This window comes from Euzebyella marina (assembly GCF_014855515.1).
GTDB classification, from domain to species: Bacteria; Bacteroidota; Bacteroidia; order Flavobacteriales; family Flavobacteriaceae; genus Euzebyella; species Euzebyella marina.
Map to the genome: position 1 here is coordinate 513,982 of NZ_JACYFK010000002.1, position 23,962 is coordinate 537,943.

General features: G+C 40.2%; 21 protein-coding genes. 13 read left to right on the forward strand and 8 right to left on the reverse strand.

The annotated features are described in order from the left end of the window. Nucleotides 1-105: 105 nt before the first annotated feature. Nucleotides 106-540, forward strand: a complete 435-nt coding sequence (locus tag IL356_RS11030; protein ID WP_121848957.1) for a nuclear transport factor 2 family protein — start codon at nt 106-108, stop codon at nt 538-540. A 3-nt stretch (nt 541-543) separates the two neighbouring features. On the opposite strand, the gene IL356_RS11035 is transcribed toward IL356_RS11030, so the two are convergent. Beyond that, on the reverse strand, nt 544-1,485 hold the full coding sequence (locus IL356_RS11035) for a hypothetical protein (protein ID WP_121848956.1): 942 nt from the start codon (nt 1,483-1,485) through the stop codon (nt 544-546). Nucleotides 1,486-1,720: 235 nt separating this feature from the next. Between IL356_RS11035 and IL356_RS11040 the strand changes: the two genes are divergently transcribed. Continuing rightward, nucleotides 1,721-2,428 (forward strand): Bax inhibitor-1/YccA family protein, encoded by a 708-nt coding sequence (locus tag IL356_RS11040; RefSeq protein ID WP_121848955.1) that lies wholly within the window; start codon nt 1,721-1,723, stop codon nt 2,426-2,428. Nucleotides 2,429-2,504: 76 nt separating this feature from the next. Here the strand turns inward: IL356_RS11040 and dnaK are convergent, their stop codons facing one another. Continuing rightward, nucleotides 2,505-4,418 (reverse strand): molecular chaperone DnaK, encoded by a 1,914-nt coding sequence (gene dnaK / locus IL356_RS11045; RefSeq protein WP_121848954.1) that lies wholly within the window; start codon nt 4,416-4,418, stop codon nt 2,505-2,507. A gap of 207 nt (nt 4,419-4,625) precedes the next feature. Between dnaK and IL356_RS11050 the strand changes: the two genes are divergently transcribed. From IL356_RS11050 to IL356_RS11060, 3 genes are all read left to right on the forward strand, one after another. After that, nucleotides 4,626-5,795 carry a Gfo/Idh/MocA family protein gene (locus IL356_RS11050; protein WP_121848953.1) on the forward strand — a complete coding sequence of 390 codons (1,170 nt, stop codon included), beginning with the start codon at nt 4,626-4,628 and terminating at the stop codon, nt 5,793-5,795. Between the two features lie 32 nt (nt 5,796-5,827). After that, entirely contained in the window at nt 5,828-7,198 is a 1,371-nt protein-coding gene (locus IL356_RS11055; protein WP_225621468.1) for a glycoside hydrolase family 28 protein, read from the forward strand. Between the two features lie 65 nt (nt 7,199-7,263). Further along, complete coding sequence (locus tag IL356_RS11060; RefSeq protein WP_121848952.1) at nt 7,264-8,694, forward strand: L-serine ammonia-lyase; 1,431 nt, start codon at nt 7,264-7,266, stop codon at nt 8,692-8,694. 24 nt (nt 8,695-8,718) lie between these two features. On the opposite strand, the gene IL356_RS11065 is transcribed toward IL356_RS11060, so the two are convergent. After that, entirely contained in the window at nt 8,719-9,651 is a 933-nt protein-coding gene (locus IL356_RS11065; RefSeq protein ID WP_225621469.1) for a 3-keto-disaccharide hydrolase, read from the reverse strand. 176 nt (nt 9,652-9,827) lie between these two features. Between IL356_RS11065 and IL356_RS11070 the strand changes: the two genes are divergently transcribed. Continuing rightward, nucleotides 9,828-11,294 carry a Gfo/Idh/MocA family protein gene (locus IL356_RS11070; protein ID WP_121848950.1) on the forward strand — a complete coding sequence of 489 codons (1,467 nt, stop codon included), beginning with the start codon at nt 9,828-9,830 and terminating at the stop codon, nt 11,292-11,294. A gap of 65 nt (nt 11,295-11,359) precedes the next feature. Here the strand turns inward: IL356_RS11070 and IL356_RS11075 are convergent, their stop codons facing one another. Then, nucleotides 11,360-11,815 carry a nuclear transport factor 2 family protein gene (locus tag IL356_RS11075; protein ID WP_121848949.1) on the reverse strand — a complete coding sequence of 152 codons (456 nt, stop codon included), beginning with the start codon at nt 11,813-11,815 and terminating at the stop codon, nt 11,360-11,362. Between the two features lie 144 nt (nt 11,816-11,959). On the opposite strand from IL356_RS11075, the gene panB reads away from it, so the two are divergent. From panB to IL356_RS11095, 4 genes are read left to right on the forward strand one after another with little or no spacing between them, the layout of a single operon-like run. After that, nucleotides 11,960-12,778: a 3-methyl-2-oxobutanoate hydroxymethyltransferase gene (gene panB, locus IL356_RS11080; RefSeq protein ID WP_121848948.1), complete on the forward strand. Its 819-nt coding sequence runs from the start codon at nt 11,960-11,962 to the stop codon at nt 12,776-12,778. A gap of 11 nt (nt 12,779-12,789) precedes the next feature. Beyond that, nucleotides 12,790-13,284, forward strand: a complete 495-nt coding sequence (gene lspA / locus IL356_RS11085; RefSeq protein ID WP_121848947.1) for a signal peptidase II — start codon at nt 12,790-12,792, stop codon at nt 13,282-13,284. After that, nucleotides 13,284-13,982 carry an RluA family pseudouridine synthase gene (locus tag IL356_RS11090; protein ID WP_121848946.1) on the forward strand — a complete coding sequence of 233 codons (699 nt, stop codon included), beginning with the start codon at nt 13,284-13,286 and terminating at the stop codon, nt 13,980-13,982. The genes lspA and IL356_RS11090 overlap by 1 nt, the downstream gene beginning before the upstream one ends. A 33-nt stretch (nt 13,983-14,015) precedes the next feature. Continuing rightward, complete coding sequence (locus IL356_RS11095) at nt 14,016-14,540, forward strand: DUF4252 domain-containing protein (RefSeq protein ID WP_121848945.1); 525 nt, start codon at nt 14,016-14,018, stop codon at nt 14,538-14,540. A 24-nt stretch (nt 14,541-14,564) separates the two neighbouring features. Here the strand turns inward: IL356_RS11095 and IL356_RS11100 are convergent, their stop codons facing one another. Both IL356_RS11100 and IL356_RS11105 read right to left on the reverse strand, forming a co-directional pair. Then, entirely contained in the window at nt 14,565-15,422 is an 858-nt protein-coding gene (locus IL356_RS11100) for a DMT family transporter (RefSeq protein WP_121848944.1), read from the reverse strand. A gap of 9 nt (nt 15,423-15,431) precedes the next feature. Further along, complete coding sequence (locus IL356_RS11105) at nt 15,432-16,976, reverse strand: hypothetical protein (protein ID WP_121848943.1); 1,545 nt, start codon at nt 16,974-16,976, stop codon at nt 15,432-15,434. A 146-nt stretch (nt 16,977-17,122) separates the two neighbouring features. On the opposite strand from IL356_RS11105, the gene IL356_RS11110 reads away from it, so the two are divergent. After that, nucleotides 17,123-18,295 (forward strand): 2-isopropylmalate synthase, encoded by a 1,173-nt coding sequence (locus IL356_RS11110; RefSeq protein ID WP_121848942.1) that lies wholly within the window; start codon nt 17,123-17,125, stop codon nt 18,293-18,295. Nucleotides 18,296-18,450: 155 nt separating this feature from the next. Further along, on the forward strand, nt 18,451-19,569 hold the full coding sequence (leuB, locus tag IL356_RS11115; RefSeq protein WP_121848941.1) for a 3-isopropylmalate dehydrogenase: 1,119 nt from the start codon (nt 18,451-18,453) through the stop codon (nt 19,567-19,569). An 11-nt stretch (nt 19,570-19,580) separates the two neighbouring features. Here the strand turns inward: leuB and IL356_RS11120 are convergent, their stop codons facing one another. Continuing rightward, nucleotides 19,581-20,810, reverse strand: coding sequence for a peroxiredoxin family protein (locus tag IL356_RS11120; protein ID WP_121848940.1), 1,230 nt, complete (start codon nt 20,808-20,810; stop codon nt 19,581-19,583). A 126-nt stretch (nt 20,811-20,936) separates the two neighbouring features. On the opposite strand from IL356_RS11120, the gene pheT reads away from it, so the two are divergent. Beyond that, nucleotides 20,937-23,363, forward strand: coding sequence for a phenylalanine--tRNA ligase subunit beta (pheT, locus tag IL356_RS11125; protein WP_121848939.1), 2,427 nt, complete (start codon nt 20,937-20,939; stop codon nt 23,361-23,363). A gap of 7 nt (nt 23,364-23,370) precedes the next feature. Here pheT and IL356_RS11130 read toward each other — a convergent pair whose 3' ends face one another. Further along, on the reverse strand, nt 23,371-23,910 hold the full coding sequence (locus IL356_RS11130; protein WP_121848938.1) for a fasciclin domain-containing protein: 540 nt from the start codon (nt 23,908-23,910) through the stop codon (nt 23,371-23,373). Between the last annotated feature and the right edge of the window lie 52 nt (nt 23,911-23,962).

Below are 23,962 nucleotides of genomic sequence, written 5' to 3' on the forward strand. Positions count from 1 at the left end.
TGGTTTGATGAGCAATATAGCAAACTATCAATTACCCGACCGATATATCAAGTTTTAAATTATTGCCTTATTTTCGGAATGGTCAAATATTAAATCCATAGTTACATGAAAACGAAATCTATTCAGCTCAGCTTCCTCTTTTCAATCAGTTTCCTCTTTGTTTCGATCGCTCAGAACTCTGATGAAAAAGCTATTTTAGAAATTATGGCCCAACAAGAAAAAGCTTGGAGTGATGGTAATTTAGAAGGATTCATGCAGGGATATTGGAAATCGGACTCACTAACCTATTATAGTGGAGCCAGAATTACAAAGGGGTGGCAAACTACACTTGACAATTATAAAAAGGGCTACCCTAATAAAGACTATACGGGAACATTAAATTTCACCATTGACCAAATAACCCAGATAAACGATGGGGCTTACTATGTAATGGGACAGTACCATTTGAAAAGAAAAGTAGGCGACGCCAACGGAACGTTTATGATTATTTTCAAGAAAATTGATAGAGTGTGGAAAATTGTTGCGGATAGCTCGTGCTAAAAACTATTCCTTTTCAACCGCAATTTGTGGTTCTTCCTTTTTATAATAGGTGATTCTTCGCGTCTTGTACGTATTGTTCGGGGTAATGATTTCTTTTACCCAATTTTTGGCCTCGCTACCATCGAATTGATAAATATATTCTTTGGTAGAAAGCAGCCCCCTGTTCTTTTCTTTTGATTTGCTTAGAACACCTTCTTCGGTGTACTCATAATTGATTTCTTCTTGAGAAATCCACTTTTCGGTGCTCGAATCATAGATAGAAGAACATATAAAAAGTAATTTTTCTTGAGGTCCGATTACCTTTCTATTTCTAGTGGTCAATTCTCCGTTTAAATAATTCTTTGTTTCCAAGGTTCTTTGCCGTAACGAATCTCGGTCTATTTTACCATAAGTAGTTTCAACCGTCTTTGCTATTATTCCATTTAACTTCTGGGTCATCAATTCCCCTTCTTCAGTGTCTTCGTATTCAAAGGTTATTTCGTCGGTTCCATCGGTTCCCACGCGCACCATTCGAATAATCCGGTCCGAATCATCGTAATAGTACCTATTCTGTTCTAGTAATTCTTTTTCATAGCTAATTATTTTCTCAGTAACCATTCTCTCAGGAACCGTATCCAAGGTGTAAAAATTGGCTAATGAGGTGGCGCTGTCAAAAGTATCGTTCAAATAGTTTTCGATTCTTCTCTCGCTTATAAGACCATTTTTATACTTATAATGGGTGGTCTCGTAATCGCTATCACTGAATATCGTTACAGATTTGGTTAGTCTACCCTGCTGGTCAAAATGATATTCTTCTTTACCATAATCGGTAATGACCAAACAGGTTTTTACATTACCCCTTAAATCGAAATCGGAAACTTTAAATATTTCGATTTCCTGTGCGGAAAGTTTTGAAACCAAAACTATAAATAGGCAGAAACAAAGAAGGGGACTAATTCGTAACATGCTGCAAAATTAATGGTTATTCCTACAATCGGAAACAAAAGATGTACCATTTCGATAAAATGAAATCTGCCCGTTCCACTTTTTTATTTCGTCACTGTAATGCATTTTAACCAAAGGAAAGCTTCTACCTGTTGTATTTAAACCTATTAATAAGTAAATAGGCGTATTTAAGACCCTCGTAAAAATTTAAAAACCGTTCTTAGTTAGGTATACAAACATCTTAATCAAAAATTTTATGGAAACCCAACCCAACTCAGTTCAACCTTTTGTCGGCCAATTAGATGACCAGGCCCGTGTAGCATTCTATCGAAAAACCTACGCCCATTTGGCCGCGGCAGTTCTTCTATTTGTTTTAGTTGAAACACTATTTTTTCAAATCGATGCCATTGTAAGTCTGGCCTTATCATTAACGGGAGGCATAAGTTGGCTTCTACTTTTGGGCGGCTTTATGCTCATTACCAACTATGCCGAAAAAATGGCTTTACGAAGTGACGACAAGAATATGCACTATGCAGGTCTTGTTCTGTATGTGGTAGCGGAAGCTTTTATTTTTATACCCCTCATTTTCATAGCAATGGTCATGGCAGATGGTGGTGCATTTCAAATTTTAAACCAAGCAGCAGTTTTGACCTTATCCTTATTTACAGGTTTATCGGCCGTGGTCTTTTTGACCAAGAAAGATTTTTCATTTCTTAAATCTATTTTGACCATTGGTTTTTTTATTGCTCTAGGATTAATTGTCGCCGGAGCTCTGTTCGGTTTCGATTTAGGCCTATGGTTTAGCGTGGGTATGGTCGTTTTGGCTTCCGGATCAATTCTATATCAAACTTCTAATTTGATTCACAAATACAATGAAAATCAGTATGTTGCTGCTTCATTGGGCTTGTTTGCTTCGTTGATGTTACTCTTCTGGTACATCTTGAGCATTCTTTCTAGGGAATAGCTCATCACATATTAAAAAATAAAAAAGCCCCTGATGAAAATCATCAGGGGCTTTTTGTTTATGTATCAAGTGAATGTTACTTAACCTCTTCGAAATCTACGTCTTCAACGTTATCACCTTCTTTGGCATCTGCACTGGCAGTATCGGCACCGGCATCAGCTGATGGGCCTCCACCCTGTTGTCCTTCCGCTTGGGCTTTGTACATCTCTTCAGAAGCAGCTTTCCAAGCTTCGTTGATTTTGTCTAAAGCTGGGGCAATAACCGCTAGGTCTTTGCTTTCGTAAGCTTTCTTCAATTCTTCCAAGCAATCTTCGATAGGCTTTTTCTTATCTGCAGAAAGTTTATCGCCAAACTCTTTCAATTGCTTTTCAGTTTGGAAAATCATTCCGTCAGCCTCGTTCAACTTATCGGCAGTTTCCTTCGCTTTTTTATCCGCTTCAGCATTTGCTTCCGCCTCGGCTTTCATTTTCTTGATTTCCTCTTCGGTCAATCCTGAAGAAGCTTCAATTCTAATATCCTGGGATTTTCCAGTAGCCTTATCGGTAGCAGATACTTTGATGATACCGTTCGCATCGATATCAAAAGTAACTTCAATTTGAGGTGTACCTCTTGGCGCAGGTGGAATTCCGTCTAAATGGAACCTACCAATGGTTTTGTTATCACCGGCCATAGGGCGCTCACCTTGCAACACGTGAATTTCAACAGAAGGCTGATTATCAGCTGCCGTAGAGAAAACCTGTGATTTTTTTGTCGGGATAGTAGTGTTCGCCTCGATCAACTTGGTCATTACACTTCCCATGGTTTCGATACCCAACGATAGTGGAGTTACATCTAAAAGAAGTACATCTTTCACATCACCGGTCAATACACCACCTTGAATAGCAGCACCAATAGCTACTACTTCGTCAGGGTTCACCCCTTTAGAAGGCTTCTTACCAAAGAATTTTTCAACAGCCTCTTGTACTGCAGGAATTCTTGTAGAACCACCTACCAAAATAATCTCGTCGATATCACTTTTTGAAAGACCGGCAGCTTTAAGAGCAGCCTCACATGGCTCAATGGTTCTCTTTACCAAATCTTCGATCAATTGCTCGAACTTAGAACGGCTCAACGTTCTTACCAAGTGTTTTGGTCCTGTAGCGGTAGCCGTTACATATGGTAAGTTGATTTCAGTTTGTGCTGAAGATGATAATTCGATTTTAGCCTTTTCAGCAGCTTCACGCAAACGTTGCAAAGCCATGGCATCTTTACGCAAATCGATATCTTCTTCACTCTTGAATTCTTCGGCCAACCAATCAATAATTTTTTGGTCAACATCATCACCACCTAAGTGGGTATCACCATCGGTAGAAAGTACTTCGAAAACACCATCTCCTAATTCAAGAATGGAAACGTCATGTGTACCACCACCAAAGTCAAATACCACAATCTTTTGGTCGGTATCTTTTTTATCAAGACCATATGCCAAAGAAGCGGCAGTAGGCTCATTGATAATTCTTTCTACGGTCAGACCTGCAATTTCACCAGCCTCTTTAGTGGCCTGACGTTGCGCATCGTTAAAATAAGCGGGTACGGTAATTACCGCACGGCTTACATCTTGACCTAAATAATCTTCGGCCGTTTTCTTCATTTTTTGAAGAATCATGGCAGAAAGTTCTTGAGGTGTGTACAAACGACCTTCGATGTCTACTCTTGGGGTATCGTTGTCACCCTTAACCACGTTGTAAGGTACTCTTTCCGCTTCTCTACTGGACTCGGAAAATTTGTTGCCCATAAAACGCTTGATGGAATAAATAGTTTTATTTGGGTTGGTTACCGCCTGTCTTTTAGCAGGATCACCAACTTTGATCTCACCACCGTCAACAAAAGCGATAACGGAAGGAGTTGTTCTCTTACCTTCAGCATTTGGGATTACAACGGGCTCATTACCCTCCATAACGGAGACACAGGAGTTGGTCGTACCCAAATCTATACCTATAATTTTGCTCATTATATATGTTATTAAATATTAGTGCTTTGATTTTTTCGTCGGTTCTTAAATGACAAACAATATGCCAAGCCAAACCAACATGACATGATGTCATTTTGCCCATTCACAAACGAAACCAAACTGACCAAATGTGTTTAATTTATTCGTAGTACAACCAACAATGGCGTAATTTTTCTATTTTGCAGGTAACGAAAATTCAACTTTACTATGCATTTCAACAGACGCAATTTTTTACGTAAAGGAGCTACCTCTGCCGCTGGTCTGGCGGCAGCTTCTATGCTTCCTTTAGATATGTACGCCAACTCATTAGACCCCAATAAGGTCAGGGAAGTCATTGTTCCCAAAGAAAAAATCGGTCCCCCTAAAAATAGTATTCGGTTTTCGGTCATCGGAGTCAATCACGGACATATCTATGGAATGGTAGATTCCCTAATTAATGGGGGCGGCACCTTGGTGGCAGTTTATGCCAAAGAAGCTGATTTGCTCAAAAATTTCACCAAAAGATATCCTAATGTAAAAATCGCCAAAAGCGAAGAAGAGATTATAGATGACAACTCGATACAATTGGTAGCCAGTGCTGCCATACCTATTGAGCGTGCTCCCATTGGCTTAAAAGTTATGAAGTCTGGAAAGGATTATATGACCGATAAGCCCGGCATTCTAACTTTTAATCAATTCAACGAAGTAAAAAAAGTACAAAAGGAAACAGGCAAAATTTACTCAATTGTCTACAGTGAACGGCTATCTAACCCAGCTTCCGTAATGGCCGGTAAATTGGTTCAAGAAGGTGCCATAGGCAAGGTCATTCAGACTATTGGGCTAGGCCCGCACATTATGCGCCCGGAAAGTAGGCCTGATTGGTTCTTTTATCCCGAGGAAGCAGGCGGTATCTTATGTGATATCGGATCGCATCAGTGCGATCAGTTCTTGTTCTACACCAATTCGACGAAGGCCGAAGTAAGCACCTCCCAAATTGGAAATTTTGGTACTCCTGATTTTCCCAATTACCAAGATTTCGGTGATATGATGGTTCGTAGCGACCATGCTACAGGGTATATACGAATCGATTGGTTTACCCCCAAAGGTCTGGGTACTTGGGGCGATGGTAGAACATTTATTTTAGGAACGGAAGGATACATCGAAATGCGCAAGTACATTGATATAGCAGGAAGACCCAAAGGCAACCATCTCTTCTTGGTTGACCAAAAGGAAACCAAATACTTGGATTGCAACGAAGTGCATATGCCCTACGGGGAGCAATTGGTAAACGATGTAGTTGAGCGCACGGAAACGGCCATGAGCCAAGACCATTGCTTCTTGGCCACGGAGTTAGCCTTGACCGCACAGAAAGAAGCATTTCGATTGAATGTCGGATAATAAATCATTGACCAATTTCTAAAATATCCCATATGACCCCGATTAAAAAGGTAAGTCTAATGGCATTTATATGCCTTTTGATAACTTCCTGCAAAGATGAAAAAGTACAACTGACCATTATTGAAGAACAGGTAGAGGCTCCTTTTGACATGGCCTCCATAAAATCTCCTGATTTTTCCAATTGTCCAATCATTTCAATTGTTGATAAGGGAGCGGTAGAAGGAAACCAACAGGCGACAGAACAGGCTATTCAAGCGGCCATCATAGAAGCAAATGCGGCTGGCTGCGGTACCGTAAAGATTCCAGAAGGGGAATGGCTAACGGGCAAGCTGCACTTTAAAAGTAATGTCAACCTACATTTAGAGGAAGGTGCCGTTCTTTTATTTTCAGATAATCCCAAGGATTACCTACCGGCAGTACATACCACATGGGAGGGTATGGAGTGTTACAACTACTCTCCATTAATATATGCCTACGAATGTGAAAATGTGGCCATTACCGGCAAAGGTGAACTTCGAGCGAAAATGGGCACTTGGGAAAAATGGTTTGGCAGACCACCGGGCCATATGAACAGCCTTAAAAGATTGTACAATTTGGCAGCGAAAAACGACAATGTTGAAGAAAGGCAAATGGTAAACGATAGCGCCAATCTGCGCCCCCATTTTATTCAGTTCAATAGAAGTAAGAATATCTTATTGGAAGACGTCACCATTACCAACAGTCCGTTTTGGGTCATTCACCCTTATTTATCCAACCACGTAACGATACGCAGGGTAAAAGTCACTGCCCATGGTCACAACAATGATGGGGTTGATCCCGAAATGAGTCAGAATGTACTTATTGAAGATTGTGTTTTTGATCAAGGTGATGATGCCATTGCCGTGAAATCGGGTAGAAATCAAGATGCCTGGCGCTTGAATACCCCTTCTAAAAATATGGTCATTAGAAATTGTATGGTTAAAAACGGACATCAATTATTGGCAGTGGGTAGCGAACTTTCTGGTGGAATAGAAAACATTCTCATTGATAATTGTGTAGTGGAAGATAAAGCTTCGTTATTTCACCTGTTATTTATAAAAACGAATGAGCGCCGTGGGGGTTACGTGAAAAACATTATCATGAACAACATTAAGGCGAATGAGGTTAGAAATGGGGTTTTAGGCATTGAGACCGATGTGCTTTATCAATGGAAAGATTTGGTACCCACCTATGAAAGAAGGCTTACCCCTATATCAGATGTTAGCCTTACCAACGTTCAGCTCAAGAAAGGTAATTTCATGTCAAGAATCATGGGGCAAGAAGAAGAACCGGTTAAGAATGTCTCCCTTATAAATGTGAAAGTCGACTCTTTATTGGGAGAGCAAATGATTCATGAAAATGTGATTGGTTTTAAGATGGATTAATTGCGATTACTTCAACTTCCATAGAAAAAAATACTCCTACCTTTACTCCAAATAAGTCTTAGTTCATGGAGTGCATCAGTGTTTTTGATATGCTAAAAATAGGTATAGGGCCTTCGAGTTCTCATACCCTTGGGCCTTGGCGTGCCGCGGAGAGATGGATCAAAGAACTTAAAGACGCCAATATTTTTGAAAAGGTAAAGCATGTTCATGTTCATATTTATGGTTCATTGTCGTTAACAGGAAAAGGCCATGCTACCGATTATGCGGTTATGTTAGGTCTTTCTGGGGCCGACCCCGAGCATATTCCCGTAGAAGACATTCATGCTATCGTAAAAGAGATACAGGAGTCGCACGTTCTTCGTTTGGGAAATGAAAAGGAACTTCCTTTCAATCCTAAAGAAAACATATCATTTCATCGTAAATTTTTAGAGTTTCATGCCAACGGACTCAAGTTTGAGGCTCTTCTCGAATCTGGCGAAAAAAAATCTAAAACATACTATTCCATCGGTGGCGGCTTTGTGGTTGTCAAGGAAAGAAAAAATGCCAAAAAGAACCTAGAAGATTTTCATCGTTTTCCGTACCCCGTTGAAAAGGGCAGCGAACTTATTGAGCATTGTAATGCTCAGAAGGTCAAAATTTCTGATCTCGTTCTCAAAAACGAGCTTTCATTGAGAAACGAAAAAGTGGTAGATCGTGAAATGCTTCGTGTTTGGAATACTATGCTCGAGTGCATGTATACCGGCTGCCATACCCAAGGTAAACTACCCGGTGGGTTGAATGTACATCGACGGGCTTTCGATTTAAACAAATCGTTGCTCGAAGAAAACCACGGTAACTATCAAAACGCAACCGAATGGCTTGAAACTATTCGAAACACTAAAGTGAAATTTAGGCAAATTTTCAAGTGGGTAAGTTGTTTTGCGTTGGCGGTCAACGAAGTGAATGCATCTTTAGGTCGCGTGGTTACTGCACCAACTAACGGTAGCGCAGGGGTAATTCCTTCTGTATTGATGTACTACCTGGTTATTGAAAACCATAAAGCCGATTTTAAACAGATTAAACAATTTTTGTTAGTGGCAGGTGAAATTGGCAGCATATTTAAAAAAGGAGCTACCATTTCTGCCGCTATGGGTGGTTGCCAAGCAGAAATAGGTGTTTCTTCGGCCATGGCAGCAGGTGGCCTTACAGAACTATTGGGCGGCACCCCCGAACAGGTTTTAATGGCTGCCGAAATTGCCATGGAGCATCATTTGGGCCTAACATGTGACCCCATTGGAGGTTTGGTACAAATACCCTGTATCGAAAGAAATTCGATGGGAGCCATCAAAGCCATTACTGCCGCTGAACTTGCGTTGGAATCGAACCCTGAAGACGCCAAAGTACCTTTAGACAAAGTAGTTATAACCATGTGGGCCACCGCAAAGGACATGAGCTCTAAATACAAAGAAACCTCCGAAGGAGGTCTCGCTGTTGGTATTAATATGAGTGATTGCTAGAACTGATGCCCTAACAATGAAATTTTATTCAACTCTTGGGGTTACGGTAAATTTCCTGAATGAAATCGGACCATGGTCACCTTGAATATAGAAAGGTCCGGGCTCGCCTTCTTTACTATCTAAAGCACCTCCCGTAATTCCTGGAATATTCTGCTCGCTAATAATAGTTTTGCCGTTTGCCACAATAGTCACTCTTCTACCGATTAAAGTAATGTCATAAGTCTGCCATTCGGTGGCTGGGTTAGCGGCCATTTCATTGGGTGTTAAGAAGCCATATACACCTCCAAAAAGAACATTGCTCGGGTCGCTACCATGGTCATCGGTGATTTGAACCTCATAACGACCACGAAGGTAAATACCGCTGTTACTTCCTTCGGGAACCTTAAACTCTACGTGAATTTTAAAATCGTTAAATTTTTCTTCAGAAGCTAAATTGGCACCGGATTTTGGGCTCTTTAGAATGCCCTTTTCGACAATCCACTGATTTTCACCTAAAGCTTTCCATCCAGTCAAATCCTTTCCATTGAAAAGTTCTTTTGTTTTACCCCACTTAACTTTATCGGCATAAGCCAATTTTGGTGCTCTGTCAGCTGTCCATTGATGGGTATCTCCATTTTCAAATGACAAGGTTCCCTTTAAGCCTTCGCCTTCTTTCGAACCTTTGATAGTTATATTGCCTAAATCTTGTTCCCACTGCGGTGGAATAGTGAACGAAAAGCCGTTACCATCGAGTTTAATTTCAGAGATGGGGCGGGCACTACCGGAAGCGTACACAAATCTTCCGACCAAGGTCTGTACACCTGAGTGTTTGATTTCTAACCAAGAAGGAGATTCTTTACCATCCATCTGCAAGGTTATGTCCCATTTACCTTCATAGAATTTTTCATCCTGACCATAGGTAAACGAAGAAAAGGTCAGGGCCAATAGAAATAGCACCAAGTACAATATTGATTTCATAGTTTTCATTTGCGGGGGGATATTAATTGAGGCCAAATATAAAAAATACCATCATATTTGAACAAATTGCATTCAATACTTTAGAAAATGATTATTAAACTACACTTTAATTAGAGCTTTCATATATTTTTATACCTTTAGAAGCTAATTCTAATCCTAACTATATCAAAAGAAACATGAAAAACAAGAAGACTCAATCTTCAACCAATTCACGACGGTCGTTTATAAAAAAGGGGGCAGTGGCCTCTTCTATTTTTATAGTACCGAGACATGTATTGGGTGGTGTAGGCTACCTTGCCCCTAGTGATCGCCTTAACATTGCAGCCATTGGTGCTGGTGGTAAGGGTGCTAGCGATATTGCCAATGCATCTGTAAACGGTCGCGAAAACGTTGTAGCACTTTGTGATGTCGATTTTGAAGGATCTGCCAAGAGATCTGTAGAGCGATTTCCAAAAGCAAAACTTTATGCCGATTTCAGGGAAATGTTGGACAAGGAGAAAGGCATCGACGCCGTTACCATTTCTACCCCTGACCACGTTCACGGCCCAGCGGCCGCCTATGCGATGAACCGCGGCGTGCACGTGTACGTTCAAAAACCAATGACCCACAACATTAGGGAAGCACGTATGCTGACCCAAATGGCAAGGGACAAAAAGATTGTTACCCAAATGGGTAACCAAGGTGGGTCTAACCCTCTATTGGGTATGGTTCAAAAATGGATCGATAACGGTTCTATAGGAGCTGTATCTAAAGTTCAGATTTGGACAAACAGACCTGTTTGGCCACAAGGTGGCGCCATGCCAGAACCTAATGCCTCTATGAAACCCGATAGTTTAAATTGGGATCTATGGCTAGGGCCAGCTCCTGAAAAACCTTATACCCCTAACCTACACCCATTCAATTGGAGAGGCTGGTGGGATTACGGTACAGGTGCACTTGGTGATGTAGGATGCCACTTGATCGATATTCCTTTTAGAACATTAGGCTTAAAATACCCAACCGATGCTGAATGTAGTGTTGGTGCTGTTTACTCACAAATGTGGAATGCCGATTACCACCCAGAAGGTTGCCCGGCATCTTCTTTCATTACACTTCATTTTGATGCTACCGAGAAATCGAAGTCGCCTATTGAAATGACCTGGAGTGATGGGGGTATTCGACCTGCACACCCAGAAATTATTCCTGCGAATAATGATATAGGTGGGCCTGACAGTCAAAATGGAGTCTTGATCATCGGTGAGAAAGGTATTATTTCTACCAACATCAACGATAGTAGCCCATTGACACCAAAGTTATATCTGAATGATGGCACTACCGATTTCGGACCTGAAACTGAGCCAAACGATGAGCCCGAATACGGCCATCAGCGTAAGTGGGTCGATGCCTGTAAAGCCGGTTTCGCGAGTAAAGAACATAAAGAGCTTACTTCTTCGTTCGATTACGCCGGACCAATGACAGAGACCGTTCTGATGGGTAACTTGGCCATTCGTAGCTATCTTTTGAGAAAAGAAAACGAAAAAGGCGCCATGGACTTCTATGCCCGTAAAAAGTTATTGTGGGATGGAGAAAACATGCGTATTACCAACCTAGAGGAAGCCAACCAATACGTTGGAAGAACTTACCGTAAAGGTTGGGAGATGTAATTCTCAATAAATATTAAAACCTAAAGTCGAAAGGAACTGGAAAAATCCAAATCCTTTCGGCTTTTTTATTTACAACCCTCTACCCTTCTGGTATCGATTAAATAAATAATTTGCCAACCTTTCTTGGCATCTTTCACCAATTGAAAAGAATTGACACCACAGTGGTGAAAACTTCCATCTAAATTAAATTCATAGTCCGTCCAGGCGTTGGCCATTGGCCCATCAATTTGAATGTGGAAATTAGTAATGACCTCTTCAAATTGTGTGCTTTTGGGTATGCTGATGATTGATTTTAAAAATTCATTGAAAGGTTGTGTCTTTACAACGGGGGCACCCTCATTGTCTTTCGCAATAGTCTGCAATACGATATCGTCGGATACTGTTTTTTTAATTCCTACGGAATCTTGCCTGTGAAAAGCGTTGAAAAAATTCTCTATTGTTGTTTCCACCAAAGCCTCTTCGTCTTGGGCGTTCATTTGCACAGAAATAAAAAACAAGGCCAATGTTACTAAAGCTCTCATAAGTTGATGATTAACTGATTGAAAAGGTATTTTAATTCGAATGTAGAGTTTTTTATTAAATTCTGACCAAAATTGATTTGATTACAACCCTACCCTTGTGCTGAAACAATTTCCTTACTTTTAACCCTCCAAAACAATTATTGAATGTCAACTGCAAAAAAAGAGTACAGGAGAGTAACTGTTAAGTCCTTGGTGGACATGAAAAAGAATGGCGAAAAAATATCTATGCTTACGGCCTATGATTATTCAATGGCCAAAATTGTAGATTCAGCCAATGTAGATGTGATTTTGGTCGGTGATTCGGCCAGTAATGTGATGGCCGGCCACGAAACTACGCTGCCAATTACATTAGATCAAATGATTTATCATGCCACATCGGTAATCAGGGCCGTTCAGAGAGCACTCGTGGTAGTTGATATTCCGTTCGGAAGTTACCAAAGTGACCCGAAGGAAGCCTTAAGAAGTGCCATACGAATCATGAAAGAAAGTGGTGCACATGCCGTAAAACTAGAGGGTGGAGAAGAAATAAAAGAATCGGTCAAAAGAATCTTGAATGCAGGCATACCCGTCATGGGGCATCTAGGCCTAACCCCACAATCAATCTATAAGTTTGGTACCTACACCGTTAGGGCAAAGGAAGAAGAAGAGGCCGAGAAACTTCTAGCCGATGCCAAACTTCTAGAAGAGCTTGGTTGCTTTAGTATCGTTCTCGAAAAAATACCGGCAGAACTTACCAAAGAAGTTTCGGAAAGTATTTCTATACCTACGATAGGTATCGGTGGTGGAAAACACGCCGACGGTCAAGTCTTGGTCATTCATGATCTGTTGGGCATGACCCATGAGTTTAATCCACGTTTTTTACGTCGTTATATGAACCTATATGAAGATATGGGTCACGCTATTTCACAGTACGTTACCGATGTAAAGAATAGAGATTTTCCGAACGACCAAGAACAGTATTAGAATCAATAACTATGAGGAAGGCACCTTGGAAAAAATTAGCCATATTACTTTTGGTCGTATTGAATTTTGGGTGCGACCAGATTTCAAAAGGTGTGGTGCGCAAGCATGTAGAACCCAATGATTATATTAGGGTAATCGGCGACCAATTTATACTTACCAATGTTGAAAATACAGGTGCCATGCTTGGTTTCGGAAGGCAATTTTCACCTCTCTTGAAAATTGCTCTATTTCAAATGCTTCCCATACTAGTTTTGGTGGTTCTGCTTTTCAGGATTTTAAGAAAAAATCATTTGAACACTTGGTCTACTCTTGCTTTTGCCTCAGTAATCGGTGGAGGAATCGGTAATTTGGTGGATCGAATAGCCTATGGTTCGGTAACCGATTTCTTTCAAATCAAATTGGGGCTTTTCAAGACTGGAATTTTCAATATGGCAGATGTTTCTGTAACCTTGGGAGTATTACTTTTGCTTTCACTTACCCTCACAAAAGAAAAACCCGTTTTATAGTGGCCCAAAAAATACTCTCGACTGCCGAAAACCTTCAAGTTATTTATGAGGACAATCATCTGATTGCCGTCAATAAGAGACCTGGTGATATTGTTCAGGGAGACAAAACGGGAGACACCCCCTTAAGCGAAGTTGTAAAGGAATATTTGAAGATTAAATATAACAAACCGGGCAATGTATACTTGGGTGTTACTCACCGATTAGATCGCCCAACTTCCGGGATTGTTGTATTTGCCAAAACCTCAAAAGCGCTTCCTCGTCTCAATAAACTTTTTGCGGAAAAGGATGCCCAAAAGACCTACTGGGCCATCGTTAAAAATGAGCCCCCTAAGTCTGAAAACTTGCTAGTGCACTGGTTGGTGCGAAACCCTAAGCAAAACAAATCGTATCCGAACCCAAAACAAGTTCCCAATAGCAAGAAGGCCAGTCTAACCTATCGTATCGTTCAAAAACTGGATAACTATTTTTTGCTTGAAATTAACCTGCATACGGGCAGGCATCATCAAATACGTGTGCAGTTATCCGCTGTTGGTAGCCCTATAAAGGGCGATTTGAAATATGGTTTTGATAGGAGTAATAAAGATGCCAGTATCCATTTACATGCTAGAAAACTTTCATTCGTTCATCCTGTTAAAAAGGAACAAGTTGATTTGATTGCCGATCCACCTAATGACCCACTTTGGAATGTTTGTTGTTAAATACTTTATATTTAACATAATAAACACTGCACCATGTTCAAAAAGTTTCTTTTTATAGGTAGCTTGGTTTTACTTTCTGCCTGTAGCACTTACAACTCGATAGATACCTTTTACAATGCCCATAAAGAAGATGATCAGGTTACGGCTATACGTGTACCGCGGTTCATGCTCTCGATGATTTCTAACCTTTCTCCTGAAATGAAGGCCTTGGTAAGTAGCACGAAAGATTTAAGATATATGCAGTTTCCGAGCCCGACGCCGGATAGAACACAATTTCTCAACCAACAGATGAACGGAATAACAGGAAATTCGTTTATTGAAGTGTATAGAAAGAACGATAATCTTAAAAGAAATATAGTTTCTATTAGAGAAAAGAGGGACGCCGTTAAGGAAATCTTGATTTATAACAACAACAATGTTTCTGGCTCATTTTTATATTTTAATGGGAACTTTGATCCGGTCAAAGTGCGACAAATGGCGCAAAACGAAGAATTTCAAAAATTGGGCGAAGGGTTGATCAATCAATATCAATCGAGTAATTCTACTTCTGGCTATTGAAGTGATATCAAAAGTTGAAGGCTATTATTTATAAGACCTTCTACTCTCTAAAATTACCGATGCGAGAATCAGAGAACCTCCTAAAATGGTCGACCATCCAGGTATTTCCTTCAGAAATAGGGCACCAATGATGATACCATAAACCGGTTGAATACTACTAAGAATACTAACGGTGGTAATCGAAAAATGCTTAAAGCAATTGATGAACATTGAGTGACCTATGACGGTTGTAATCAAGACCAATCCGAGCAAAGCGGGTACATAGTTGGTGGCTTCCGTTGCATCATAGAGAAAGTAAGTCGGTATTAATAAGATCCCAATAATACCCATCTGATAAGTCATCAGCATGCTACCTTCGTATCTATCGACCTTGGTTTTCAAAATTAAATTTCGAAGGGAATAGGTGAAGGCTGAAAAAAGTCCGAAACCAATGGCTATCGTACTCGAATTTTTAAGGTTAAAATCAGGAACCAAAAAATATATGCCCACAAGAACCATCAGCCCCAATAACAAATGGGTTTTTCTAAACCTTGTCTTTAAAAAAATGGGCTCTAAAAATGAGGTCATGATCGGATAGGTGAACAATGACAACATACCGATTGCCACATTCGATAATTGCAAGGCATGAAAATAGGTCACTAAATGAACTCCCATTAAAACACCGGTAATCAAAATAGGCCAGATATCACGACGGTTCAGATGAAACGAAACGCCCCGAATCTTACAATAAATTAGCAAAAAAATAAAAGCCAATAGTGTTCTTAATTCGATTGTCAAAGGTGCCGGAAGCGCTATGAATTTTCCGAACGGCCCGGAAGTTGACATGAAAAGTACGGTAAGGTTGAGTTCCAGAAACCTTCTGGTAGGGTTGGTTGGGGTCATTTGAGGTATTTATCTTTTGACAGCAAGTGCCTTTTCACGAATGATTTCAGCCACAGGTCTATTTTCTAAATGACTTTCTAACCATGAAATAATATCGAGGTATAAAAAAGCCCTTTTTTCATAAGGGTGGTCTTCATACTTCTTCAACTCGGTATGCAATTTCTGAAATTCGTTTCTTAATTGGTTTGGGTAAATATTACCAAGGTTACGCAAGAATTTAATCATTTCTTTTTGAACTGCATGTAAATCGTTCATCTTCAACAAGAACTTATAGGTGCTTTTAAGCTGCACTTCCAAGTGATAGTCCATACCTGCTTCGTAATGTGCTACAAGACTTAAAACACGGGCGAAACACATCAAGTCTTCGCGCATTTTTAGGTTTTTGTTGTTGATTATTTTCTTGAGATATTGAATACAGGTCTTATTATCTCCGATTCCGAAATACAGGCAAGCGATTTTGTAATATAAGACCATGATATGGTGGGCATCGATACGATCTTTGTGTTTGTTGATACCGTACTCCACTATTTTCACCAAATAGAGGCCTTGTTGAAAAGTACCTTCCAAGAAATGCAAATTCAGCTTGTTGGCATTGATATACAAAAAGGCCAAAGATGAAATGTTATCGTTCTTTGGAAAATCTTTACTTTCTACGACTTCCTCCAGTCGCTCAAGTGTTTGCTTGAACTGACTACTATACTTTACATAAAAAAGTGACTCCAACAAATAATGGTTTCCCTTTAAAAAGAATACGGGGTTCAAGGCAATCTGTTCTTCGTGTTCATAGAACAAATCGACCCATTTACTGGCATATTTATAAGATGAGAGAAAGTCTTGAATCAAAAAACTATACCAAAGGTGCGCTTTATATAGCCAAAGTTTTTCCCTAAAACCAAGCATTTCAATGCGGTGTTTCGGTAAATGGCGTTCAAAATATTCCTTTACCCTTTTATGATCATCGTCGCTTCTTACATACCCTACTTTCAACATCAGACCGTACAATTGAAGTGATAGATTGGAAAGCTTACTGGTAATAACGTTTTGGGCCGAAAGTTCTTTGGCCTGAACCGCCAATTCATTGGCTCGGTCGGGTATACTTCGGGTGATGTATTGCGTTTCTATAATTTTTTCAAGCTCTACTATTTCGTAGGCAATATTCTTTTCCTCGTTCTCAATGGCGATAGACTTCGCCTTATCCAAAATCTTTAAACTTTGCTTGTAGAGTCCTTTTTGATATAGAATGGTAGCAAAATCGAGTTGTTCCCTAATTTGCAAACGAATGGTCTGGTTAACCGGGTTCAATCTTAAACTGACCAATATTTGTTTGTATAAATGGGCCTTTAAATTAGAGAGCTGTGCTTTCTTGACAATACCGGATTCTAGAATGGCCTTTTCATCATACTTCTTTAAGCGATCTAAAAGGTTGAAAAGGGCCAGAAACTTGGCATCGGTATTCACTCCCAATCGACCTACATATAACTTGAATTGGCGTTTCTCAGATTTCGAAAGCGATTTCACGAGCACGAATAAAGCATCTCTGTGCGCATTTGTCATCGTAAAAAGAATGGTTTAATTTACTGTTCTTCAAATAATTACATAATTGAAAAACTTATTTAACGTTGTACTATTTTTGGTTAGGCCTAGGTGTTTTAACCTAATGGTCATATCTTCGTAATGGTTAGCTAAACTACATAAATATAATGAGTAAAGATAAGGTACAGATTTTTGATACTACACTAAGGGATGGCGAACAAGTGCCCGGCTGCAAATTAGACGCCGCGCAAAAATTGGTCATCGCAGAAAGGTTAGATGAATTGGGAGTAGATATCATTGAAGCAGGGTTTCCCATATCAAGTCCTGGAGACTTTAAGTCTGTCGCCGAGATTTCCGATTTGGTAAAAAATGCATCGGTCTGTGGTCTTACCCGAGCCGTGAAGAAGGATATTGAGGTGGCGGCAGAAGCTTTAAAATCCGCTAAAAAGCCCCGTATTCATACAGGAATAGGAACTTCCGATTCACACATTAAATACAAGTTTAACTCCAACCGAGATGCCATCATTGAAAGGGCCGTTAGTGCCGTCAGTTATGCCAAAACCTTTGTAGAAGACGTAGAATTTTACGCCGAGGATGCCGGTAGAACCGATAATGAGTTTTTGGCCAAAGTTTGTGAGGCCGTAGTAAAGGCCGGAGCGACCGTGTTGAACATTCCTGACACTACGGGCTATTGCTTGCCGGAAGAATACGGTGCGAAAATCAAATACTTAAAAGAGAATGTCAAAGGCATTGAAAAAGCTACGCTTTCTTGCCATTGTCATAACGACCTAGGTCTTGCCACCGCCAATTCAATTGCGGGGGTTATCAATGGAGCACGACAGATTGAATGTACCATTAATGGTATAGGCGAAAGAGCCGGCAACACTTCGTTAGAAGAAGTGGTGATGATTTTAAGGCAACACCCTAGCTTGAATTTAGATACCAATATTAACAGCAAATTACTTTACGACACCAGTCAAATGGTTTCGCAAAAGATGGGTATGATCGTTCAGCCAAACAAGGCTATCGTAGGTGCCAATGCGTTTGCCCACAGTTCCGGTATTCATCAAGATGGTGTTATTAAGAACAGGGAAACCTACGAAATCATCGATCCTGCAGATGTAGGTGTTAATGAATCTTCCATCGTTTTAACTGCAAGAAGTGGTAGGGCCGCCTTGGCATACAGAGCCAAAATTGTGGGGTTTGAATTGACTAAGCTTCAGTTGGATCAGGTCTATCAAGAATTCTTAAAATTTGCCGATTTGCATAAAGAGATTTCTGATAATGATATTCCTAAAATTATCGAAGCAGCCAACCTAAAGATAGAGAGCGTTTCGTAAATCACACTTTTTCAGAAGACCATCTGCATAAATTTTCCATCGGTTTTATGCTGTAATGTCACCTTTTTTTTTAACCTTAGCTTAGCTTTGTTAAAACATTCGACTACCTTATTTCTAAGGCTTTTAGAATAGTAAGGTGGTTAAAAAGGCATTATATGCATTTGAAAATTGCACTTTTAGGTGGTGATGGTATCGGTCCTGAGGTATTGGCCCAATCGGTCAAATGCCTGAAGGCCATTGAGGAGACCTTCAATCATAATTTTGAATTGGTTGAGGCGCCGGTCGGGGCCATCGCCATTTCAGGAACGGGCAAACCCCTACCCGACTCTACCTTAAAATTATGCCATGAGGCAGATGCCATACTTTTTGGAGCCATCGGTGCCTTGGAATATGACAATAATCCTGAGGCCAAGGTTAGGCCTGAACAAGGTCTTCTCAAACTGAGAAAAGAATTAGGACTCTTTGCCAACATCAGACCGGTTAAGATGTTTCAATCGCTTATAAAAAATTCTCCTTTAAAAGAAAATATAGTCAAGGGAACCGACCTTGTCATTTTCAGGGAACTTACCGGGGGAATTTATTTTGGAGAAAAACATATTAACCAAGACGGCACAGTAGCTTCCGACTTGTGTGAATATTCTGAAAAGGAGATTAGTCGCATAGCGCATATGGCTTTCAAGGCCGCAAAAAAGCGCAAAAAGAAATTGACTTTGGTAGACAAGGCCAATGTTCTCGAATCTTCTCGGTTATGGCGTAAAACGGTAACCGAAATCGGCAAAAGCTACCCAGAGGTGAAATTTGAATGCATGTTCATTGACAACGCCGCTGTTCAAATGATGTTAAATCCGTCGCAATTCGATGTGATTCTTACCGATAACATGTTCGGTGATATTCTGTCTGATCAGGGCAGCGTAATTATCGGATCCGTGGGATTGCTTCCCTCTGCATCAATAGGTGCCAATAATGCCATGTTCGAGCCTTTTCATGGTTCATATCCGCAGGCAAAAGGAAAGAATATAGCCAACCCGGTAGCTTCTATCTTTAGTACCGCTATGCTTTTGCAACATTTTGGACTTGATGAAGAGGCCAATGCCATTGTATTTGCAGTTCATGAGTCATTCGCCAAAAAAGTTGTTACCGCCGATATTTTAGGAAGCAGCAAATACGGTACTGATTATGTGGGTGATTTCATTTCAGAGCATATCGTAGATTCCGATGAAAACTTGAACATAAACGATGAAAACATTGGGCTCGGCAAGTCTACTATTATTTAATTTGTCGATTTCTACTCTTCACGTAACTGCTGTACAAAAGTTTCGAATTCACTTTTAAACTCAACAAATTTATCGCCAGTGGCAGGCCCATTAAATCCTGTATGTATTTTTCTGACCGCACCCTTTTTATCTAAATAAATAGTAGTAGGATAGGAAAGAACATGGTTCAACATTGGCAGTTTTTTCTGCGCTTCGGTCTTATTGGTCGTACCGTACTGGGCTAATAAAATGGGGTAAGGCACATCGACACGTTCAACCAATCGATTAATACTCTTAAATGCCGAGGCTTCGGTTTTGGCATACTCGAATGCCAAGGCGACCATGGCTACATCATCGGGTCGGTTCTTTTTTATATAATCGACGTAAAACTTGGTCTCATCAAGGCAATTGGGGCACCACGTGCCCATAATCTGTAACAAAACCACCTTATCTTTAAATTGTTCATCTTTCAGGGAAATTTGCTCCCCCAAAGCATTCGGGAAGGTAAAATTAAAAGAATCATAGCCCGGTTTTAGAAAAGTCAAGGAATCAGCATCCGGAAGTTCAAAAGCATCATTTCTTTTTGCTTGAAAAGGCTCTTTGAAATGATTTCCTGAATAAAACATTCCGTCTAAAAGGCTGTCTGTCGCTTTCGCTACAAAAAGAAAAGCATGAGATCCATCAAAGGCAGAGAGCTTTAACGAATCCCCCGTAACCACCCCCTCCAGAAATCGGTAATCACCAGTTGCAGTTTCAAAAGTACCGGTGACCTTTTTCCCTTTTTGTTCAAAAACGCCCTTTGCTACATATCTATCATCAGTTCCATCACTGAACACTGTTTCCCAATTTCCAGATACATTAACGTTTGCCTTATCTCCTGTTTTGAAACGCTCTTTTTGCCCATAATGGGCCGAAAAAGGCACAGAACGGTTCAACTCTTCTTTTATGAAACGGCCGTTTATACTTTTCTCGGTAAAAATACCCGCGAAATACCCTTCAAAAACCGGAGGGTGAATTATGATGGAATCTTGTTTAATAGTTATTTCATCAACCTTTATAGTTTCATCAGCATTATATATTTCCATATGAATACTATCGTTTTCAGAGCGTATCAACCGGAAATTAAAAGGTAAATGGTACCCATCCATAGCTTCCAACTCCCCCAACCATAGACCATCGGCTATAGTTGATTCACGACTATGTTTTTTACAGGAGGCGAGAATTAAAAGAAAAATAATAAAGTAACTAAGATAATAGCGCATAGGGGTTTTATGTTTAGGTACGGATTATGGCTTAAAACTTACGATAAAATTTTAAGTATTTCAGTTTGGCACATTATTGAATCTCTTACCGCATTGTTTTATCTTAGCGGCCAATAAAAATAGCCAATGCAGATTTCATACAACTGGTTGAAGCAGTTCTTAAAACTTGACTGGGAAGCCAAAAAAACAGCCGAACTTTTAACAGACTTAGGACTCGAAGTAGAAGGGATTTCCACTTTTGAGTCGGTCAAGGGCGGTTTAAAAGGCGTCGTGGTCGGTAAAGTTCTAACTTGTGTGCAACACCCAAATGCCGACAAACTAAAATTGACCACTGTCGATGTCGGTACCGATGAAGTATTGCAAATCGTCTGTGGCGCCCCAAACGTTGCTAAGGGTCAGTTGGTACCAGTCGCCACTATCGGCACAACTCTTTACACCCCTGAAGGTGAAGCCTGGAAAATTAAAAAGGGTAAAATAAGAGGCGAAGTAAGTGAAGGCATGATTTGCGCTGAAGACGAACTTGGTCTGGGTACTAGTCATGACGGCATAATGGTTCTAAATGATAAATTACAACCTGGTATACCCTGTGCGGAAATTTTTAAAGTAGAAGAAGATGAAGTCTTTGAAATAGGATTGACCCCCAACCGTGCGGATGCAATGAGCCATTTTGGGGTTGCGAGAGATTTAAAGGCCGGTCTTAGGCAAAAAGAAATCAGCAAAGAGCTCATAACACCATCCGTCAGCAACTTTAATATTGACAATCGTTCTCTAAAAATGCAAATCGAGGTAGAAAACAGCAAGCTGGCACCTCGTTATTGCGGCGTTACCATGAGTAACCTAGTAGTACAACCCTCACCTGATTGGCTAAAAAACAGATTGAAGTCCATTGGGCTGAAGCCCATCAATAATGTGGTAGACGCAACGAATTATGTGCTTCATGAATTAGGTCAACCATTACATGCATTTGACGCCGACCGTATTCATGGTAAGAAAATTATCGTTAAGACATTGCCTGCCGGAACCAAGTTTATGACTTTAGACGGTGAAGAGCGTATCTTGCACGAAGATGATCTTATGATCTGTGATACCGAAAAACCAATGTGCCTAGCCGGAATCTTTGGCGGTATCAATACAGGTGTTACCAATTCAACAACCAGCATCTTTTTAGAAAGTGCTTATTTCGACCCTGTTGGCATCAGAAAATCGGCGAAACGTCACGGTTTGAATACCGATGCCTCATTCCGGTTTGAAAGGGGAATCGATATTGAAGATGTAGAATACGCTTTAAAAAGAGCGGCCCTTTTAATCAAAGAGATTGCCGGTGGCGACATTACTTCTGACATTGAAGATTTTTATCCTAAACGAATTGAAGAACACCAAGTATTTCTCACATTCGAAAAAACATACAGCCTCATCGGTCAAGAGATTCCTCAAGATACCATTAAATCGATTTTAGCTTCTTTGGATATCAAGGTTAAAAGTGTGACCGAGGCCGGTCTTGGGCTTTCGATTCCATCTTATCGTGTTGACGTTCATAGAGAGGTAGATGTAATCGAAGAAATTCTAAGGGTCTATGGTTATAATAATATCGATTTTAAAGACAAACTGAACGCTTCTATAGCACCGGTTTCAAAATTCGATGACTATAAACTTCAACAAAAAATAGGTGATCATTTAGCGGCACTTGGCTATTACGAGATAATGACGAACAGCCTTACTTCGCCCGATTATGCTTCACTATTAGAAGAAAATGAGGTGGATAAACCGGTGAAAATGCTCAATCCTTTAAGTAACGATTTATCGGTATTAAGGCAAACCATGCTCTTTTCGGGTCTGGAAGCTATTTCATATAACGTAAATAGAAGAAAGCCCAATTTAAAGTTTTTCGAATTCGGTAAGACCTATCACTTAAAGGGAGAGCAAAGAAACGAATACAAACATCTAAGTTTGCTTCTCACAGGTAATCGCTCTGCCGAGAGTTGGGCTGGTGCCGAAAGTAAATCAGATTTCTTTTACTTAAAGTCTTCCGTAACGAGTGTTCTTGAGAGATTGGGTGTTAACAATGTAGCTCAAGCTTCCGTAAAAAATTCCATTTACTCCGAGGGTCTTACTTTTTCAATAAACTCGAAGGACTTGGTATCGTTCGGTTTGGTGAAAAAATCGCTCTTAAAACCTCTTGACATAAAACAGCCTGTACTTTATGCAGATTTTAATTGGGATAATTTAATCGAGCTGGCCAGCAAAAAAAGTATTAGTTATCAAGAAATACCCAAGCACCCTGAAGTGAGACGCGATTTTGCCCTTCTATTGGATGAAAGCGTAACTTTTGATCAAATAAATGAGCTTGGTTTCAAGACGGAAAGAAAGCTTTTAAAAAACATCAACCTTTTTGATGTATACACTGGAAAAAACCTACCGGAAGGCAAAAAATCTTATGCGGTCAGTTTCACTTTGCAAGATGCCCAACGTACGTTGACCGATAAGCAAATCGATAAGATTATGGCAAAGCTTCAAAAGAGCTTTGAAGAGCAGTTAGGTGCAGAATTAAGATAATAATTCTTTAGATTTTTCTAGGTCGTATAACGCTGTCAATCTCATGAATGACCCCGTTGCGCTGATTGGAGTCGGCAACGACAATGGTGGCACGGCTTCCGTGACTATCGGTTAGAACGATGTCGATACCCTGCATGGTGGCCGTAATCTGCTCACCTTGTACTGTAGTAAAGGTGGCCTTGCCCTTGCCCCTGCACATAGCCTTTAAAATTTTAGAAGCTGAAAGTTTACCGGCAACTATATGGTAGGTCAACAATTCTTTAAGCTCTTGTTTGTTCTCAGGGTTGAGCAAGTGATCAATAGATTTACCTGAAAGATTCTCAAAAGCTGAATCAGATGGGGCAAAAACAGTGAAGGGCCCTGATTGATCAAGCAATTGTTCTAAATCGGTGGCTCTCATCACCGCCAGTAAAGTCTTATGGTTTTCTGAATTGGCCGTTGTGTGAACAATTGACTTTTTGGCTCCTTTAGCAACTTCCGTTTGAGCAGATGTAATACAAGCTGTGAACATCAATAAACAAACCGAAACCTTTAGAGAAAACCTCATGCCAATGAAATTAATTTAACAATTGATCCGACAAAATGCAGACTTTACCGAC

What these genes read in the sequence shown, in the direction of transcription:
- IL356_RS11030 (WP_121848957.1), top strand. Translation starts at nt 106, where the DNA reads ATGAAAACGAAATCTATTCAGCTCAGCTTCCTCTTTTCAATCAGTTTC.
- IL356_RS11035 (WP_121848956.1), bottom strand. Translation starts at nt 1,485, where the DNA reads ATGTTACGAATTAGTCCCCTTCTTTGTTTCTGCCTATTTATAGTTTTG.
- IL356_RS11040 (WP_121848955.1), top strand. Translation starts at nt 1,721, where the DNA reads ATGGAAACCCAACCCAACTCAGTTCAACCTTTTGTCGGCCAATTAGAT.
- dnaK (WP_121848954.1), bottom strand. Translation starts at nt 4,418, where the DNA reads ATGAGCAAAATTATAGGTATAGATTTGGGTACGACCAACTCCTGTGTC.
- IL356_RS11050 (WP_121848953.1), top strand. Translation starts at nt 4,626, where the DNA reads ATGCATTTCAACAGACGCAATTTTTTACGTAAAGGAGCTACCTCTGCC.
- IL356_RS11055 (WP_225621468.1), top strand. Translation starts at nt 5,828, where the DNA reads ATGACCCCGATTAAAAAGGTAAGTCTAATGGCATTTATATGCCTTTTG.
- IL356_RS11060 (WP_121848952.1), top strand. Translation starts at nt 7,264, where the DNA reads ATGGAGTGCATCAGTGTTTTTGATATGCTAAAAATAGGTATAGGGCCT.
- IL356_RS11065 (WP_225621469.1), bottom strand. Translation starts at nt 9,651, where the DNA reads ATGAAATCAATATTGTACTTGGTGCTATTTCTATTGGCCCTGACCTTT.
- IL356_RS11070 (WP_121848950.1), top strand. Translation starts at nt 9,828, where the DNA reads ATGAAAAACAAGAAGACTCAATCTTCAACCAATTCACGACGGTCGTTT.
- IL356_RS11075 (WP_121848949.1), bottom strand. Translation starts at nt 11,815, where the DNA reads ATGAGAGCTTTAGTAACATTGGCCTTGTTTTTTATTTCTGTGCAAATG.
- panB (WP_121848948.1), top strand. Translation starts at nt 11,960, where the DNA reads ATGTCAACTGCAAAAAAAGAGTACAGGAGAGTAACTGTTAAGTCCTTG.
- lspA (WP_121848947.1), top strand. Translation starts at nt 12,790, where the DNA reads ATGAGGAAGGCACCTTGGAAAAAATTAGCCATATTACTTTTGGTCGTA.
- IL356_RS11095 (WP_121848945.1), top strand. Translation starts at nt 14,016, where the DNA reads ATGTTCAAAAAGTTTCTTTTTATAGGTAGCTTGGTTTTACTTTCTGCC.
- IL356_RS11100 (WP_121848944.1), bottom strand. Translation starts at nt 15,422, where the DNA reads ATGACCCCAACCAACCCTACCAGAAGGTTTCTGGAACTCAACCTTACC.
- IL356_RS11105 (WP_121848943.1), bottom strand. Translation starts at nt 16,976, where the DNA reads ATGACAAATGCGCACAGAGATGCTTTATTCGTGCTCGTGAAATCGCTT.
- IL356_RS11110 (WP_121848942.1), top strand. Translation starts at nt 17,123, where the DNA reads ATGAGTAAAGATAAGGTACAGATTTTTGATACTACACTAAGGGATGGC.
- leuB (WP_121848941.1), top strand. Translation starts at nt 18,451, where the DNA reads ATGCATTTGAAAATTGCACTTTTAGGTGGTGATGGTATCGGTCCTGAG.
- IL356_RS11120 (WP_121848940.1), bottom strand. Translation starts at nt 20,810, where the DNA reads ATGCGCTATTATCTTAGTTACTTTATTATTTTTCTTTTAATTCTCGCC.
- pheT (WP_121848939.1), top strand. Translation starts at nt 20,937, where the DNA reads ATGCAGATTTCATACAACTGGTTGAAGCAGTTCTTAAAACTTGACTGG.
- IL356_RS11130 (WP_121848938.1), bottom strand. Translation starts at nt 23,910, where the DNA reads ATGAGGTTTTCTCTAAAGGTTTCGGTTTGTTTATTGATGTTCACAGCT.